The organism is Alloalcanivorax marinus, assembly GCF_016785095.1.
Classification (GTDB): domain Bacteria; phylum Pseudomonadota; class Gammaproteobacteria; order Pseudomonadales; family Alcanivoracaceae; genus Alloalcanivorax; species Alloalcanivorax marinus_A.
In genome coordinates, this window is record NZ_JAEKJB010000010.1 from 224,886 (window position 1) to 242,040 (window position 17,155).

15 protein-coding genes and 1 other RNA gene are annotated in these 17,155 nt (G+C 66.2%); all 16 read right to left on the reverse strand.

The window, feature by feature from the left end:
* Window positions 1-133: 133 nt before the first annotated feature.
* The 16 genes from ftsA to rnpB all read right to left on the reverse strand — a co-directional run bounded on the left by ftsA (window position 134) and on the right by rnpB (window position 17,044).
* On the reverse strand, window positions 134-1,369 hold the full coding sequence (gene ftsA, locus JF515_RS14700) for a cell division protein FtsA (protein WP_203105211.1): 1,236 nt from the start codon (window positions 1,367-1,369) through the stop codon (window positions 134-136).
* 22 nt (window positions 1,370-1,391) lie between these two features.
* Window positions 1,392-2,210 carry a cell division protein FtsQ/DivIB gene (locus JF515_RS14705; RefSeq protein WP_338015229.1) on the reverse strand — a complete coding sequence of 273 codons (819 nt, stop codon included), beginning with the start codon at window positions 2,208-2,210 and terminating at the stop codon, window positions 1,392-1,394.
* Window positions 2,207-3,145: a D-alanine--D-alanine ligase gene (locus JF515_RS14710; RefSeq protein ID WP_410298865.1), complete on the reverse strand. Its 939-nt coding sequence runs from the start codon at window positions 3,143-3,145 to the stop codon at window positions 2,207-2,209. The genes JF515_RS14705 and JF515_RS14710 overlap by 4 nt, the downstream gene beginning before the upstream one ends.
* Window positions 3,146-3,161: 16 nt before the next feature.
* The gene (murC, locus tag JF515_RS14715) at window positions 3,162-4,604 is read right to left on the reverse strand and encodes a UDP-N-acetylmuramate--L-alanine ligase (protein ID WP_203105212.1); all 1,443 of its coding nucleotides are present in this window, start codon (window positions 4,602-4,604) and stop codon (window positions 3,162-3,164) included.
* On the reverse strand, window positions 4,594-5,661 hold the full coding sequence (gene murG / locus JF515_RS14720) for an undecaprenyldiphospho-muramoylpentapeptide beta-N-acetylglucosaminyltransferase (protein ID WP_203105213.1): 1,068 nt from the start codon (window positions 5,659-5,661) through the stop codon (window positions 4,594-4,596). The genes murC and murG overlap by 11 nt, the downstream gene beginning before the upstream one ends.
* Window positions 5,658-6,797, reverse strand: a complete 1,140-nt coding sequence (gene ftsW, locus JF515_RS14725; RefSeq protein WP_203105382.1) for a putative lipid II flippase FtsW — start codon at window positions 6,795-6,797, stop codon at window positions 5,658-5,660. The genes murG and ftsW overlap by 4 nt, the downstream gene beginning before the upstream one ends.
* A gap of 7 nt (window positions 6,798-6,804) precedes the next feature.
* A complete protein-coding gene (gene murD, locus JF515_RS14730; RefSeq protein WP_203105214.1) occupies window positions 6,805-8,130 on the reverse strand; it encodes a UDP-N-acetylmuramoyl-L-alanine--D-glutamate ligase in 1,326 nt (441 codons plus the stop codon).
* A 17-nt stretch (window positions 8,131-8,147) separates the two neighbouring features.
* Window positions 8,148-9,230 carry a phospho-N-acetylmuramoyl-pentapeptide-transferase gene (mraY, locus tag JF515_RS14735; protein ID WP_203105215.1) on the reverse strand — a complete coding sequence of 361 codons (1,083 nt, stop codon included), beginning with the start codon at window positions 9,228-9,230 and terminating at the stop codon, window positions 8,148-8,150.
* The gene (locus tag JF515_RS14740) at window positions 9,230-10,564 is read right to left on the reverse strand and encodes a UDP-N-acetylmuramoyl-tripeptide--D-alanyl-D-alanine ligase (RefSeq protein WP_203105216.1); all 1,335 of its coding nucleotides are present in this window, start codon (window positions 10,562-10,564) and stop codon (window positions 9,230-9,232) included. Before JF515_RS14740 ends, mraY begins: the two co-directional genes overlap by 1 nt.
* Entirely contained in the window at window positions 10,561-12,042 is a 1,482-nt protein-coding gene (locus tag JF515_RS14745) for a UDP-N-acetylmuramoyl-L-alanyl-D-glutamate--2,6-diaminopimelate ligase (RefSeq protein ID WP_203105217.1), read from the reverse strand. Before JF515_RS14745 ends, JF515_RS14740 begins: the two co-directional genes overlap by 4 nt.
* Window positions 12,039-13,772 carry a peptidoglycan D,D-transpeptidase FtsI family protein gene (locus tag JF515_RS14750; RefSeq protein WP_203105218.1) on the reverse strand — a complete coding sequence of 578 codons (1,734 nt, stop codon included), beginning with the start codon at window positions 13,770-13,772 and terminating at the stop codon, window positions 12,039-12,041. The genes JF515_RS14745 and JF515_RS14750 overlap by 4 nt, the downstream gene beginning before the upstream one ends.
* Entirely contained in the window at window positions 13,769-14,035 is a 267-nt protein-coding gene (gene ftsL, locus JF515_RS14755) for a cell division protein FtsL (RefSeq protein WP_203105219.1), read from the reverse strand. The genes JF515_RS14750 and ftsL overlap by 4 nt, the downstream gene beginning before the upstream one ends.
* The gene (gene rsmH, locus JF515_RS14760) at window positions 14,032-14,970 is read right to left on the reverse strand and encodes a 16S rRNA (cytosine(1402)-N(4))-methyltransferase RsmH (RefSeq protein WP_203105220.1); all 939 of its coding nucleotides are present in this window, start codon (window positions 14,968-14,970) and stop codon (window positions 14,032-14,034) included. The genes ftsL and rsmH overlap by 4 nt, the downstream gene beginning before the upstream one ends.
* An 18-nt stretch (window positions 14,971-14,988) precedes the next feature.
* Entirely contained in the window at window positions 14,989-15,432 is a 444-nt protein-coding gene (gene mraZ / locus JF515_RS14765) for a division/cell wall cluster transcriptional repressor MraZ (RefSeq protein ID WP_203105221.1), read from the reverse strand.
* 321 nt (window positions 15,433-15,753) lie between these two features.
* On the reverse strand, window positions 15,754-16,557 hold the full coding sequence (locus JF515_RS14770; protein WP_203105222.1) for an MBL fold metallo-hydrolase: 804 nt from the start codon (window positions 16,555-16,557) through the stop codon (window positions 15,754-15,756).
* Window positions 16,558-16,683: 126 nt separating this feature from the next.
* Window positions 16,684-17,044, reverse strand: an RNA gene (gene rnpB, locus JF515_RS14775) — RNase P RNA component class A.
* Window positions 17,045-17,155: the final 111 nt, after the last annotated feature.

The following is a 17,155-nucleotide window of genomic DNA, read 5'->3' on the forward strand; positions in this document are numbered from 1 at the left end:
CAATCCCGACCGGACCACCCGGACGGGTTTGAAACCTCTAAGCCGCTTGCACGCTTGCATGCTCCACGCAACACGCGAAAACCACTCCGATTCAGCGTGTTGCGTGCTGGCGTGTTGCGTGCCCGCGTCTTCATCATAAATTGCCCTGGAACCACTTCTTGAAGCGTTCCATCCAGTTCACTTCGCCGCCGCCGGCCTGGGCCCGCGGGCTGCGTCCTTCCTTCTCCATCCGGTGGCCGTACAGCAGCAGGCCCACGGAGGTGGAATAAATCGGGTTGCGCACCACGTCGGTGAGGCCCGCCACGCCCTGGGGCGTACCCAGCCGCACCGGCATGTGGAATATCTCTTCCGCCAGTTCCACCGCGCCCTCGATCTTCGAGGAGCCGCCGGTGAGCACGATGCCGCCGGGGATCATGTCCTCGAACCCGGAGCGGCGGATTTCCGCCTGAATCAGGGTGAACAGCTCGTCGTAGCGCGGCTCCACCACCTCGGCCAGGTTCTGGCGGCTGAGGGTGCGCGGCGGCCGGTCACCGACACTGGGCACCTTGATGGTCTCGTCGGCGCCGGCCAGTTGGGTCAGCGCGCAGGCGTACTTGATCTTGATCTCATCGGCGTGCTGCTTGGGGGTGCGCAGCGCCATGGCGATGTCGTTGGTGACCTGGTCGCCGGCGATCGGGATGTTCGCCGTGTGGCGGATCGCCCCTTCGGTGAAAATGGCGATGTCGGTGGTGCCGCCGCCGATGTCGACGATGCACACACCCAGCTCGCGTTCGTCCTCGGTGAGGGTGGAGTGCGCGCTGGCCAGTTGCTCGAGGATGATGTCCTCCACCTCCAGACCGCAGCGGCGCACGCACTTCTCGATGTTCTGGGCGGCGTTCACCGCGCAGGTCACCAGGTGCACCTTGGCTTCCAGCCGCACGCCGCTCATGCCCACCGGCTCGCGCACCCCTTCCTGGTTGTCCACCACGTATTCCTGGGGCAGCACATGCAGGGTCTTCTGGTCCGCCGGGATCGCCACCGCCTGGGCCGCGTCGATCACCCGGTCGATGTCCGCCTGGGTCACTTCCCGATCACGGATCGCCACGATGCCGTGGGAATTGAGGCTGCGCACATGGGAGCCGGCGATGCCCGCGTACACCGAATGGATCTGGCAGCCAGCCATCAGCTCCGCTTCTTCCACGGCACGCTGGATCGAGCGCACGGTGGCCTCGATGTCCACCACCACACCCTTCTTCATCCCCCGCGACGGCTGGGAGCCGAGGCCCACCACCTCCACGGTGCCCTCCTCGGTGACCTGGCCGACGATGGCCACCACCTTGGAGGTGCCGATGTCGAGGCCCACGATCATGTTGTCCACTGCGTTCGCCATTAGAGGTACGTCCTCTGTTTGCTCATGCCTTTTGATCCCGCCAGGTCACCGCGATGCCATCGGCATAGCGCAGGTCGACCCGGGCCACTCCGCGACTGTCGCTGCTCAGCACGCCACGGTAGAGCCGCGTGAAGCGGCGTAACTTACCCACGTAATTTTCCCGGTCCACCACCACCTGCATCTGGTTGTCCAGGGTCAGCCGGGCGGTGAGCCGCGCGTTCACTTCCATCCGCTCGATGCCCAACCCTACTTCCCGCAACAGCTTGCTCATGCTGTGGTAGAAGCCCATCACCGCCTCCAGTCGCTGGTCCGGCCCGTTGAGTCGCGGCAGACCGGTCAGGTCGTACTGTTTCAGCGCCTTGAACGGCTCGCCGTTACGCGACACCAGCACGGTGTCGTTCCACACCGCCACCGGCTCACGCTCGGTGATCACCAGTTTGACCGTGTCCGGCCACTGCCGGCGCACCGACACATCGGACACCCAGCTCAGACTGGCGGCGCGCTGGTAGATATCTTCCAGCGGCGCCGAAAAATAGTTGGCGTCGCGCACCAGAGCCGCCAGGGCGGTTTGCACCTGCTGCTGCCGGCGCACATCGGTAACGCCATCCACGCCCACTTTGCGGATCGGATAGTGATCCAGCACCCGGGGCAGCCAGATCACCCCGGCCACCAGCACCGCCGCCACCAGTGACGCCAGCACCCCGGGCAGCGCCGCCGCCAGCCGCTCGCGCAGCGGCGCACGCTGCGGTTTGGCGACGCGGCGGCGGGCACCGCGCTGCGGTACCGTGTTGCGCGCGCCCCGCTTGGTCACCGGGCGCTTGGCGGCGTGTTGGCGTGTCACGTCCGTTGCTCCCTGTCACGGTCGGCGGCGAACCGGTCCACCGCCTCCAGAAGGATGCGCGCCACCAGGGTGGCGAAGTCGTCACCGGCGGCCTTGGCGGCCATCGGCACCAGGCTGTGATCGGTCATGCCGGGCACGGTGTTCACTTCCAGCAGCTGCCAGCGGCCCTGCTCGTCGCGCATCACGTCGACCCGGCCCCAGCCCTGGCAGCCCACTACCCGGAAGGCGCGCAACGACAGCTCGCGCAAGGCCTGCTCATCAGCGTCATCCAGGCCCGCCGGGCACAGATACTCGGTGGTGTCGGACTGGTATTTGGCCTCGAAGTCATAAAAGGCATGGGGCGTGCGCAACCGGATCGCGGGCAGCGCCTGATCGCCGACCACCGCCACCGTGTATTCCGGGCCGTTAACCCAGGCTTCCACCAGTACTTCGCTGTCATAGCGGCGTGCTTCAGCCAGGGCGGCGGCCAGTTCCGTCTCGTTGTCCACCTTGGCCATGCCGATGGAGGAACCCTCGTGGGAGGGCTTCACCATGCGCGGGAAACCCATCGCCGCCGGCGCCTCGGACACACCGTCCACGTAAAAATCCGGGGTCGGCAGACCGGCGCCTTTCCAAAGCTGCTTGGTGCGCACCTTGTCCATGCCGATCGCCGAGGCCATGACCCCGGAGCCGGTGTACGGCACGGCCAGATGATCGAGCACGCCCTGGATCACGCCATCCTCGCCGCCACGGCCATGCAGGGCGACAAAGGCCACGTCGAACCCCTTGAGGGTGGCGACGCCGGTGTCCGCCGGGTCCACCAGCTCGGCGATCAGGCCCAACTGGCGCAACGCCTGGTGCACCGCGGCGCCGCTCTTCAGCGATACCGAGCGCTCGGCGGAATCACCGCCGGCCAACACCGCCACCCGACCGATACGGGCCAGACGCTGCTTCATTGCGCTGTCCAGGCGATTAACCACGATCCGGTTCTCCTTTCACTTGCCCTTTCACCTGTTCCGCCAGTTCCCGGGCGATGGCGCCCACGTTGCCGGCGCCCTGGGTCACCAGCAGATCACCGTCGCGAAGAATGGTATCCAGCAAACCCGGCAGCTTGGCGGGATCGTCCACATACACCGGCTCAACCCGGGCCCGCTGGCGCAGGCTGCGCATCAGCGCGCGGCTGTCGGCACCGGGGATCGGCGCTTCGCCGGCCCCATAGACCTCCAGCATCAGCAATTGATCCACATCCCCGAGCACATCGACGAAATCCTCGTAGAGATCCCGGGTACGGGTGTAACGGTGCGGTTGGAACAGCATCACCAACCGCCGCTCTGGCCAGCCCTCGCGGATCGCGGCGATGGTCGCCGCCACCTCGCGGGGATGATGACCGTAGTCGTCCACCAGGGTGGCGCTGCCGCCGTCGGCGCAGGGGTATTCACCAAGCACGTCGAAGCGCCGGCCGACACCACCGAAGCCACTCAGCCCGCGCACGATGGCATCGTCGTCGGCGCCTTCGTCGGCGGCCACGGCGATTGCCGCCAGGGCATTGAGCACGTTGTGGCGACCGGGCATGTTGAGGGTGATCTGCAACGGTTCGCCCTCGGTACGCACTACCCGGAAGGTGGTGCTCATGCCGTCCTGGGTGAGGTTCTCGGCGCGCAGGTCGGCATCGTCGCTAAAACCGTATCGAATCACCTGGCGATTGACCCGGGGCAGCAACTTACGCACCACCGGATCGTCCACGCACATCACCGCCACGCCATAGAAAGGCAGGTTGTGGAGGAACTCGATGAAGGTGTTTTCCAACTGCGCGAAATCACCGCCATAGGTATGCATGTGGTCGGCGTCGATGTTGGTGACGATGGCGCTCATCGGCTGCAGATGCAGGAAACTGGCATCGGATTCATCCGCCTCGGCCACCAGGTAACGGCTCTGCCCCAGGCGCGCATTGGCACCGGCGCTGTTGAGGCGACCGCCAATCACGAAGGTCGGGTCCAGCCCGGCTTCCGCCAGAATCGACGCCACCATGGAGGTGGTGGTGGTCTTGCCATGGGTTCCGGCCACGGCGATGCCATGACGGAAGCGCATCAGCTCGGCGAGCATTTCCGCCCGCGGCACCACCGGCACCCGGCGCTCGTGGGCGGCGGCCACTTCCACGTTGTCGGTATTCACCGCCGTGGAGGTCACCACCACGTCGGCATCCTCGATGTTCTCCGCGCGATGACCAATATCCACCCGCACGCCCAGTTCGCGCAGGCGAGCCACCACCGGTGATTCCTTGATATCACTGCCACTTACCGCATAGCCCTGGTTGGCCAGCACCTCGGCGATGCCGCACATGCCGGCGCCGCCGATACCCACGAAGTGGATACCACGGATGCGGCGCATCTCCGGCACGGTATGTTTAATCGCCATGGGCCACCTCCTCACACAGTTTCGCCACCCGCGCGGCGCTGTCCGGCACCGCCAGTTGGCGGGCGCGGCGCGCGATCTGCGCCAGGGCGTCCCGTTCCGTCATGCCGGCCAGGCTGCGCGCCAGGGCACCGGCGTTCATGTCTCGCTGGGCCATCATCAAGGCCGCGCCGCGATCCACCAGCCAGCGCGCATTCAGCGTCTGGTGGTCATCCACCGCGGTCGGCAAGGGCACGAACAGGGCCGCCACTCCGGCGGCGGCCACCTCCGCCACGGTCAGGGCACCGGCCCGGCATACCACCAGATCCGCCCAGGCGTAGGCCTCGGCCATGTCGTCGATGAATTCGCTGACCCGTGCATTCAGTCCCAGCGCCTTGTACACCGGCGCCGCCTCTTCCTCGCGACCGGCGCCGCACTGGTGGCGCACTTCCAGATGGCTGCCCAACGCCGCCATCAGCAACTCCGGCAGATCCTGGTTGAGCGCCAGCGCGCCCTGACTGCCACCCAGCACCAGCACCCTCAGAGGGCCCCGGCGCTGTTCGTAGCGTTCGTCAGGCGACGGCAGACCGGCAATTTCCGCGCGCACCGGGTTGCCCACCCAGACGCCACCCACCAAGGCACCCTCGAAGCCCTCCAGGGCCTCCTGGGCAAAGCGCGCCAGCATGCGGTTGGTGAGGCCGGGCACGGCGTTCTGTTCGTGGATCACCAGGGGCACGCCGGCAAGCCGCGCGGCCAGGCCGCCCGGGGCGCTGACGAAACCGCCAAAGCCCACCGCCAGCACCGGCTTCACCCGACGAATCAGGCGCCGTGCCTGCCACAGAGCACGCAACAGCTGCAGTGGGCCGAGCACCTTGCGCTTGAGCCCGCCGCCACGCAGCCGTCCCACCCCCAGGGTGGCCACTTCGAAACCGTGCTTGGGCACCAGCCGGGTCTCCATGCCGCCTTCAGCGCCCAGCCAGAGAATGCGGTAACCGGCATCGGCCAGTTCGCGGGCCACCGCCAGCGCGGGGAACACGTGGCCGCCGGTGCCGCCGGCCATGATCAGAACCGTCCCGGTCATGATTTCGCCCTCCCCCTGGCCTTGAGGCGGGTTTGCTCGGCGCCGGCGCGCAGCACCAGCCCGATCATGGCCGCCGAGATCAGCAGGGATGAGCCGCCGTAGCTGACGAACGGCAGGGTCAGCCCCTTGGTGGGCAGCACCCCCATGTTCACGCCCACGTTGATGAAAGCCTGAGCGCAGAACACCAGCGCGCAGCCGTACACCAGATAGGCGTGATACAGGAAACCCCGCTCCTCCAGGCCACGGCCGATCAGAAACACCCGCCAGCCCAATACCGCGAAGCCGCCCAGCATGGCCAGCACGCCGATCAGGCCCCATTCCTCGGCCAGCACCGCGAATACGAAGTCGGTATGCGCTTCGGGCAGGTAGAAAAGTTTCTGCACACTGTTGCCCAGCCCCACGCCCAGGAAATGGCCGCGACCGAAGGCGATCAGGCTCTGGGTGAGCTGGTAGCCGGCGCCGTACTGGTCGGCCCAGGGGTCGGTGAAACTCATCAACCGCGCCACCCGGTAAGGTTCGGCCAGGGCCACCACCGCCGCCAAGGACACGGCCACCAGACCAATCAGCAGGAATCGCAGGGTCGGCACGCCGGCCAGGAACAACATGCCCATGGCGGTAATGCCCAACACCACCACGGCACCGAAGTCCGGTTGCAACAGCAACATGAAGGTCAGCACGCCAAGCACGCCGAGCGGAATCAGAAACGCCTTCCAGTTTTTCTCCAGAGCGGCCTTGTGCTGAGCGATATAGCCGGCCAGGTAGAGCACGAAGCACAGCTTGACCACTTCCGAGGCCTGGATGGTGAGCCCCGGCAGGGCGATCCAGCGGGTGGAGCCATTCACTTCCCGACCCAGGCCGGGCACGAACACCAGCACCAGGGCCACCATCGCCACCGGTAGAGTGACGAAGCGCATTTTTTCCAACAGCGCCAACGGCACGCAGCAGTACACGAACAGGCCCACGCCGACGCTGGCCAGCAGATAAAGACCATGGCGCACGCCATAGTAGAAAGGGTTACCCAGGCGCGTCTCGGCGATCTGCAACGACGCCGAGGTGACGATCACCAGGCCGGCCAGTGACAGCAGCGCCACCGTCCACAGCAGGGGGCGGTCCAGGCCGGGCTGACGCAGAGACATCAGGGGGTTAGCCACCGGTCACCTCCCTGGCCAGGTCGGCGAAGTGATCGCCACGAGCCACGTAGCCGCTGTACAGATCGAACGAGGCGCAGGCCGGCGACAGCAGCACCGCATCACCGGGCTGGGCCAGCTTGCGGGCCCGCTCCACGGCGGCGACCATGTCCGCCACCCGCTCGCAGGGCACCCCGGACAGGCCGTCGGCGACCTTATCCGCGTCCTGGCCAAGCAGCAGCGCGGCACGCAGGTACTGGCGAGCCGGCTCGCCCAGGGGCGAGAAATCCTGCCCCTTGCCCTGACCGCCGGCGATCAGGATCACCTTGCCCGGAATCGCCTCGCCAATGCCGGTGAGCGCGGCCAGCGTGGCACCCACATTGGTGGCCTTGGAATCGTTGATCCAGCGCACCTCACCGGCCTCCGCCACCTGCTGACAGCGGTGCGGCAGGCCCTGGAACGATTTCACCGTGGCCAGCGTCAGGTCGCGGGGGAAACCCAGCGCATCGCTCATCGCCAGCACCGCCAGCACGTTCATGGCGTTGTGGTGGCCGGTAAGCGCCAGTTCGTTCAGGCGCACCAGTACCTCGCCCTGGCGGGTCAGCGCCTGCTGCTCGGTGTCCAGACGGTAATGCGCCTCGGGGTGACTGCCAAAGGTCACCTCCCGGGGCGCCGGGTTCTGCGGCCGGGTGGCCAGGTCATCACGGTTCCACACCGCCACCTGGCAGCCGTCGTAAATACGCTGCTTGGCGGCCAGGTAATCGCCAAACCCGGCGTAGCGGTCCAGGTGGTCCTGGGACACATTGAGAATGCTGGCCACCTGGGCGTTGAGGCTGTAGGTGGTCTCAAGCTGGAAGCTGGACAGTTCCAACACGAACAACCCCGCCTCCTCGCGTAGCAGGTCCAGGGCCGGCACACCCAGATTGCCTCCCACGCCCGGGCGCGCGTCGCAGGCCCGCGCCACTTCGCCCAGCAGCGTAACCACGGTGCTCTTGGCGTTGGAACCGGTGATCGCCACCAGCGGTCGACTGGCGGCGCGGGCGAACAGTTCGATGTCGCCGATCACTTCCTTGCCCTCGGCGGCCTGCTCGGCGATGGCCGGCGTGGAGACCGCCACGCCGGGGCTGACGATCAGCCGCCGGGCCCGCTTCATCCAGCCGTTCTTGAAACCTCCGGTGTGGATTTTGAGCTTGGGATATTCGGCGCGCAGTTCATCCAGCCCGGCGGGAGCTTCCCGGGTGTCCAGGGCGCGCACGGGCATGCCCTGATCCGTCAGATAACGGATCACGGAGCGCCCGGTTACCCCGAGACCAATGACCAGATCGAACGCGTCTTTCGTCATACGTTTACTCAAAACCCCTAGCGGATTTTCAGGGTCGCGAGACCCACCAGTACCAGCATCACGGTGATGATCCAGAACCGGACGATAATCTTCGGCTCCGGCCAGCCCTTCAGTTCAAAGTGATGGTGAATCGGAGCCATGCGGAAGATGCGACGGCCGGTGAGCTTGAACGAGGCCACCTGCAACATCACCGACACGGTCTCCATCACGAACACGCCACCCATGATGAACAGCACGATTTCCTGACGGACGATCACCGCCATCACACCGAGCACCGCGCCCAGCGCCAGCGCGCCCACATCGCCCATGAACACCTGGGCCGGATAGGCGTTGAACCAGAGGAAACCCAGCCCGGCGCCGCACAGGCCGGCAACGATCACCACCAGCTCACCGGCGCCGGCGATGTAGGGAATCTGCAGATAGGTAGCGAACTCCGCGTGACCGCTGGCATAGGCGAAAATGCCCAGCGCCGCCGCCACCAGCACGGTGGGCATGATCGCCAGACCATCCAGGCCGTCGGTGAGATTGACCGCGTTGGAGGCGCCGGTGATCACGAAATAGGTGAGCACCACGTAGAACACGCCCATGTTGATGGCCACGGTCTTGAAGAACGGCACGATCAACTGCGTTTCCGCCGGGCTCTGGGCGGTGAAATACAGCGCCAGCCCGGCGCCCAGGGCACCCACGGATTGCCAGAAATATTTCCAGCGCGCCGGCAGGCCGCGCGGGTTCTTCTCCACTACCTTGCGCCAGTCGTCCACCCAGCCCACGGCGCCAAACACCACCAGCACCGCCAGGGTGATCCACACGAAACGGTTCTCCAGGTCCGCCCACAGCAGGGTGGCGATGGCGATGGACACCAGGATCAGACCACCGCCCATGGTCGGCGTGCCGGCCTTGCTCAGGTGGCTTTTCGGGCCGTCGTCGCGGATCGCCTGACCGACCTGCTTTTCCTGGAGTTTGCGAATCATCACCGGACCGATCCAGAACGCCAGAAACAGCGCCGTCAGCACCGCCAGAATGGCGCGCAGAGTGATGTACTGGAACACCAGAAAGCCGTTATAGAAATCGGCCAGTTGCTCCGCCAGCCAAAGCAGCATCAGTGCTTCTCCCCCTCGTTGGTAAGCCGTTGCACCACCTGCTCCATGCGGGCAAAGCGCGACCCCTTGACCAGTACGGTGCCGCCGACGGCCAGGATTCCCCCGGCTTCACGGGCGGCGTGGTCATGATTGTCCACCGGCCGGGCGCCGTCCCCGAATGCCTCGGCGGCGGCTTCCGCCCCGGGCAGGGTAATCAGCGTCTCGATACCGGCCTGTTTGGCGTCCTCGCCCAATTCACCGATCAGCACCTCGGCGTCCGGCCCCAACTCACCCATGGCGCCCAGCACCAGCGCGCGCGGCGCCGGTCGGCCCGCCAGCCAGGCGATGGCGGCGCGCACCGAACCCGGGTTGGCGTTGTAAGTATCGTCCACCACAGTGCCGCCGGCGCAGGGGATCACGTTCATGCGCCCGGGCACCGGCTTCAGTTCGTTCAGGCGCGGCGCCGCCTCGGCCAGATCCACGCCCAGGGCCCGCACCGCCGCCAGTGCCAACAGGGCGTTACCGACCTGATGGGCACCCACCAGCGGCAGGCGTACGCGCACGCCCAGGGGCTGCAGCAAGAAGTCGGCGCCGGCGTCATCCAGACAGACGAACTCGGCGCGCAGATCACCGTCGGTGCCGCCCACGCGGCACAGGGTCAAACCCTGTTCCCGAGCCCGCTCGGCGAAGAAGTCCGCGTAGCTGTCGTCATTGTTGATGATGGCGGTGGCGCCTTCCGCGCAGCCGGTGAAGATTTCCGCCTTGGCGCGGGCGATGCCATCCATGCTGCCGAAGCCTTCCAGATGCGCGCCGGTGACATTGGTGACCAGCACCACGTCCGGCTTCACCAGCGATACCGTCCAGGCGATTTCGCCAGGGGCGTTGGCGCCCAGCTCGATCACCGCGCGGCGGTGGCTTTCATTGAGCCCCAGCAGGGTCAACGGCACGCCGATGTCATTGTTCAGGTTGCCCCGAGTGGCCAGGGTGCCCTCGCCCAGCAGAGTGGCGATCATCTCCTTGACGGTGGTCTTGCCGGCGTTGCCGGTCACCGCCACGCGCGGAATCGGGAAACGGGTGGCGTAGCCGGCGGCCAGCCGGCCCAGGGCCTGACGGGTATCGGCCACGCGCACCTGGCTGTCGAACACCTCCTGATCCCGTTCCACCAGGGCGGCCCGGGCGCCGGCATCACGGGCACTGGCGAGGAAATCGTGGCCATCGAAGCGCTCGCCGCGCAGCGCCACGAACAGGCTGCCCTCGCCCAGGGAGCGGGTGTCCGTGCTCACCGAGGTGATGGCGTGATCCACGCCGCGCAGTTCGCCGCCGGTCCAGTCACGAATCTCGGACAAACGCATCATGCCGCACCCCCTTGGCCGGTCCAGGCCGCCAGGGCCTCGCGGGCCAGAAGGCGATCGTCCAGGGGCAACCGCTCACCGTGAATTTCCTGATAATCCTCATGGCCCTTGCCAGCCAACAGCACCACGTCACCGGGACCGGCCGCTGCCACGGCCTGGTTCACCGCCGTCCGGCGGTCCAGCTCCACGATCAGCGCCGCCGCGTTGGTGGCGCCTTCCAGCATGGCGTCGACAATCGCTTGCGGGTTCTCGCCACGGGGGTTGTCGCTGGTCAGGATCACCTGGTCGGCGCCGGCTTCGGCGACGGCGGCCATCAACGGGCGTTTGCCGGTGTCCCGATCGCCGCCGCAGCCGACCACGCAGTGCAGCCGACCGGGGAAATGCTCGCGCACCGCCGCCAACGCTTTTTCCAGACCATCCGGAGTGTGCGCGTAATCGACGATCACGGTGGGTTTGCCTGGCTCCCGCACCGGCTGCATGCGGCCCGGCACCGGGGTAATGGCGTTGAGCGCCGTGATCAGACGCTCCGGTTCCACGCCCAGACCATGCAGCACCCCGGCCACGGCCATCAGGTTGCTGCGGTTGAACGCGCCGAACAGCGGCACCGACACGTTGATCGCTTCACCGCCCACGGTGAGCCGCAGGTCCACGCCCGCTTCATGGGGCTGGCTGGCCACGCAGCGCACCGTGGCGCCGGCCTGGGCGCCAAAAATGATGCAGCGCACGCCGTCGTTTAGCCGGCTGAGCAGCACCGGCGCCGACGGGTCATCGCCATTGATCACCGCCTCGCGCAGATCCGGGCGGGTGAACAAGGCCACCTTGGCCAGCAGGTAACTGTCCATGTCACCGTGGTAATCCAGATGGTCGCGGCTCAGATTGCTGAACACCGCCGCCCATACCGGAGTGTCGCCCAGGCGGTGCTGATCCAGAGCGTGGGAAGAGACCTCCATGGCCACGATATCGGCGCCGGCATCGCACAGCTCGCGCAGGCCGCGCTGCAGGGTGATCGGGTCCGGCGTGGTGTGGCCGGTGGTGATCTCCTCGCCCTTGAGGCCCAGGCCCAGGGTCCCCATCAGGCCGCAGTGATAACCCAGGGCGTCCAGGGCATCGCGCAGGAACCAGGTGATGCTGGTCTTGCCATTGGTGCCGGTGACACCGATCACTTTCAGCTGCCGCCCGGGCTGGCCGTAAAAACGGGCGGCCAGATCGCCTACCTGGCGTCGCAGATCCGGCACCACGATACGCGCCACCGGCTCCTGGCCATGCACCGCGAAGGTGTCACCCTCCTCCACCACGATGGCGGCGCCGGCGCGGATCGCGGCGTCGATGAAGCGGCGGCCATCGACCTGGTGGCCGGGCACCGCCAGGAACAGATCGCCGCGCTCCACGGCGCGGCTGTCGAGACGCAAGGCAGGCACGCTCCGTGCCTGCAGGGCCGCCGGCAGCGGCTGATCGGGAAGCAGGTCGCGCAGCGTGATCATGAGCGCCCCTCCCCGTCCAGATCGCCGGCGATCAGACCGTCGGTCTTGTCCGGCGGCACATGCAGGGTGCGCAGCACGCCACCAACGATGGAGGAAAACACCGGCGCCGCCACCAGGCCACCGTAATAGGCGTCGCCGCGCGGATCATCGATCACCACAACGGCGGCGATACGCGGATTGGACGCCGGGGCAATGCCGGCGAACAGGCCGATGTAACGGTCGTCGGCGTAACCGTGGCTGGTGACCTTGTGCACGGTGCCGGTCTTGCCGGCCACCTGGTAGCCGGGAATGCGCGCGCGCCGGGCGGTGCCTTCCAGGCTGACCACGGTTTCCAGCATGCGCACCAGGGAATCGGCGGTTTCCGGCGCGATCACCTGCTCGCCTTGCGGCGGCGTGTCCACCTTGCGCAGGGACAGCGGCACCTTGCGACCGTGGTTGGCGATGATGGCGTAGGCCTGGGCCAGCTGCAGCGCGGACACGCTCACGCCGTAGCCATAGGACAGCGCGGCCCGTTCCACGTCCCGCCAGCGGGTGCGCAGCGGCAGCATGCCGTTGCTCTCGCCGGGGAAGGAGATGCCGGTGGGCTGGCCGAAACCGAACCGCTCCAGATAACCGGGCAGCACCAGCGGCTCCATGGCCAGGGCCAGTTTGCTGGTGCCCACGTTGGAGCTCTTGGTGAGCACGGTGGTGACATCGATGACGCCGTAATCGCGGTGGTCACGAATGGTCTTGGAACCCACGCGCAGATAGCCCGGATGCGTGTTGATCACCGTGGTCGGGGTCACCAGGTTCTGTTCCATGGCGGCGGCCACGGTGAACGGCTTCATGGTGGACCCGGGCTCGAACAGATCGGTGACCGCCCGGTTGCGCAGGCTGGCGGTATCCAGGTTGCCCCGGTTATTGGGGTTGTAGGCGGGCTGGTTGACCATCGCCAGGATCTCGCCGGTCTTCACGTCCAGCACCACGGCGGAACCGCCCTTGGCCTTGAAGCGGCGGGTGGCGGCGAGCAGTTCCTTATAGGCCTGGTATTGCAGGCGCAGGTCCAGGCTCAGGGTGACGTCCTTGCCCGGCGCCGCCGGCTCGATTACCTCAATGTCCTGAATCACCCGACCGAGCAGGTCACGGACAACCTTCTTACGGCCGGGCTGGCCGGACAAACGATCCTCGAACGCCAGCTCCACGCCTTCCTGGCCGCGCTCGTCGATGTCGGTGAAACCGACCACATGGCTGGTGACCTCACCGGCCGGATAATAACGGCGGTACTCGGTGAGCTTGTGGATGCCGGGCACGCCCTTGTCGAGCACGGTGGCCGCCTGCTCCGGGGCCAGCCCACGAGCCAGGTAGATGAATTCCTTGTTTTGATGGCGCTCGATACGCTTGGCGAAACGGGCCCGGTCGATGATCGGGTTATTGCCCAGCCGGCTCCATTGCTCCGGGTGTTCCAGGGCTTCGCTGGGGTTGGCCCACAGGGTAGTGACCGGGGTGCTGACGGCCAGGGGGCGGCCTTCACGGTCACGGATCACGCCACGATGGGCGGCCACCGGCTCCACACGCAGGTTGCGAATCTGGCCCTGATGAGCGAGAAACTCCTGCTCCACGACCTGCAACTGCACCGCGCGTCCCACCAGAACGGCACCGCATACCGCCCAGAAACCCAGCACGAAGCGCCAGCGCAGGGTCCGGTTGGTTTGCCGTTTGGCCGGTTGTGAGGTTCGACGCGCCCCTTTCATGGCCGTATCAACACTCGCTCGTCGTTTTGCGGTAACTTCATACCCAGCTCCTCGCGAGCCAGGCGCTCCACCCGGGCGTAGCTGCCCCAGGTACTGTGTTCCAGCAGCAGCTGGCCCCAACGGGTTTCCAGTTGTGCCTGTTCTCGCTGCAGTTGCTGGGCGCGGTCGGTGAGCCGGCGCGCCTCGTGCACGCTATAGGCCACGCCCAGGGCGGTCAGCACCACCAGGGCAACCAGCAGCGGCGCCAGCCAGCGCGCGCTCACGCTACTTTCTCCGCCACGCGCAGCACCGCGCTGCGGCTGCGCGCGTTGACGCGCACTTCCGCCTCGCCAGCACGGCGGGCCTTGCCCAGCGGTCGCAGCCGCTCGGGCGGCTCGTCCATCATCGGCAGGCCGCCCCGGCCCTTGGGGGCCAGGCCGGAGTGATCGCGAATGAAACGCTTCACCAGCCGGTCTTCCAGGGAATGGAAGCTGATAATGGCGAGACGCCCGCCGATGGCGAGCGTCTCGAGAGCCTGATCCAACACGTTGCGTAACGCATCCAGCTCACCGTTGATGTGGATGCGTAACGCCTGAAAGCTGCGCGTGGCCGGATGCTTGCCCGGCTCGCCACGCCCTACCACCGACTCGATCAGCTCCGCCAGTTGGGCGGTGCCGCGAATCGGTGTCTGCTCACGCCGCTCCCGGATCACCCGGGCAATGCGGCGTGACTTGCGTTCCTCGCCGTACTGATACAGCACGTCGGCAATTTGCTTTTCCTCGGCGCGGGCCAGCCAGTCGGCCACGCTTTCGCCATGCTCCGGGTCCATGCGCATGTCCAACGGACCGTCACGCAGGAAACTGAAACCACGGCTGGCGTCGTCCAGCTGCGGCGAGGACACGCCCAGGTCCAGCAACAGGCCATCGATGGCGCGCCCCTCGGCCGCCACCAGCTCCGGCAAACAGTCGAAACGGGCCCGGTGAATATGGAAACGCGGGTCCTCGGCGGCCAGGGCCTCGCCGGCGGCCACCGCCTGCGGGTCCCGATCCACGCCCACCAGCCGGGCGGCGGCACCGAGACGGCCCAGCAGCGCGCGACTGTGACCGCCGCGCCCGAAGGTGCCGTCCACGTAAAAGCCATCCGCGCGGGTGGACCACATTTCCAGTACCTCCTCCAGCATCACCGGCTGGTGTTCGTACTGCTTGTTGTCGTTGCTCATACCCGCCGCCCTATGACCCTAGAAGGACAGGGCCTGCACGCTTTCGGGCATGGCTTCCTGATCCAGGCTCTGTTGTTCCAGTTCGTTCCAGGTGTCCTCGGCCCAGATCTCGAAACGGTGCATCAAGCCCACCAGCATGGCGCGCTTCTCCAGGCCAACCACGTCACGCAACTCCGGTGGCACCAGCAGCCGGCCGCTGCCGTCCATTTCCATTTCCGCGGCCTGACCCAGAAACCGCCGCTTAAGAGCGCGGACCTGGGCATGGGCGTCGCTCTGGCTCGCCACCTGGCGGGCGATATCGCGCCACTCCGGGGCGGGATACATCACCAGACAGGCGTCGTAGGGGTGTTGGGTAAGCACAAGGCGACCGCCGCAAGCGCTATTCAGCGACTCACGGTAGCGGGTCGGCACGGTCAGCCGACCCTTGGCATCCAGATTGAGCGCCGTACGCCCGTTGAACACTGGCCTTCCCCTCTCTCGGGTCTGTGCGGGTTCACCCCACTTCGAGCCACCGGATGAATGTTTTTCTCCACTTCATCCCACTTTTCACCACATTGCGACACTCTAGGTCCACCCTATTCGGCAAGTCAAGCACGACGACAATGGCGAATGTAAAAGAAACTCTTTGCAAATCAGTTTGTTAGCTGAGTCACAAAGAGGCTGGGTAAGGTGTGGGGGAGGCTGTTATGTGCGGAATCAGGGCCCTGACGGGCGTTTCCGAGAAAATACTTTAAGTATTAGACTTTTTTATTATAAGGAAGGCTTATTTTTGCTTACCGTGTTCTATTCCGGGTAAGTACTGACTCGCGGGGGAAGCCGGTATTGACGGGGCTCCATCAAATCCGGACCACATTCGAGCTGCTCAAGCCAGTCCAGGAAGCTCGCCACGGTATCGGGGCGGTCAAAGTAACCACCGTGCTGAGGTACGATCATCGCCGGCTTCAGTTCCCGGATCATATGCACCCACAACCGGCAGGCCCGGTTGCCCGCCATATAGCGGCGATGAAAGCCGGCCATGGCGGGCACATGATCGTCGAACTTCTCCACCGCGGCTTCCTCGCCATCCAGGGAGGCACCGATATCGCCGGAAAACAAAATCCGGCTGATCGGATCGAAAAAGCTGAAATTCCCCACCGAATGCAGGAAATGGGCAGGCAGGGCCCACAGCTCGGTGTCCCCGAAGGGCAGCCGGGCGCCTTCGTCGGGTAACGCCAGGATGCGCGACTGCCACTGCTCCCCCACCCGACTGGTGACGAAGGTGGACGCCAGATGAGGCAGGAACCGGGACCACAGCCGGGAAACCGCCACCTTGCAGTTGGAATGCAGCATCCAGCGCGGCAGCGAGGCGATGATATCCGGGTCCTGGTGGGAGGCGAGGATGTAATCCAGACCCTGGAGATTGAGATGCCGGCTCAACTCGATGGTGAGCGGCGTGAAGGTAAGGTCGCCGCCCGGATCAATCAGGGCGCCGTGGGAACCATGACGGATGGCGAACTGATTGGCCTGAATGCCCTCGCCCTTCACCAGATCGGCGTAACGCACCACCCGGTGGTCGTCGCTTTCGAACAGAATATCCGCTTTGGCCATGATTCCCCCGTCTGTCTCCGGCAGGAGCATAGCCAGCGGCGGCGTCAGGTGGACTGATCAAGGTCAAGAGAGTGACCTTTAGACAAGAGACGGGGTAAAAGCCGCGAGCCGGCTCGCGGCGGAATTTGGGTGGACCGGTCGATAAGCCGGGTTCTGTCGTGGGCAGCCATTCATCTGGGACCCGCGTCGCCGCGGGCCTCTAGCGACCTACCCGGATCCAGCGCGGGCCACGCCATGGGATCCCTATTTGGTCTTGCTCCGGGTGGGGTTTACCCTGCCACCGCTGTTGCCAGCGGCGCGGTGCGCTCTTACCGCACCTTTTCACCCTTACCCGTTCGCGAACGAACGGGCGGTCTGTTTTCTGCGGCACTGTCCGTGACCACGCCGTCGCCAGCGCGGCCCCCAGGCGTTACCTGGCACCCTGCCCTGTGGAGCCCGGACTTTCCTCCAGTGACGAAACGCCACCAGCGGCTGCCTGACCGGTCCGGCGTGGATCATAGCAGACAAAACAGGGCAATGCTGCACGCCTGATCGCGACTGAAGTCGCTCCTACGGTGGAGGCGTAGGAGCGACTTCAGTCGCGACGGATACCTCGGCG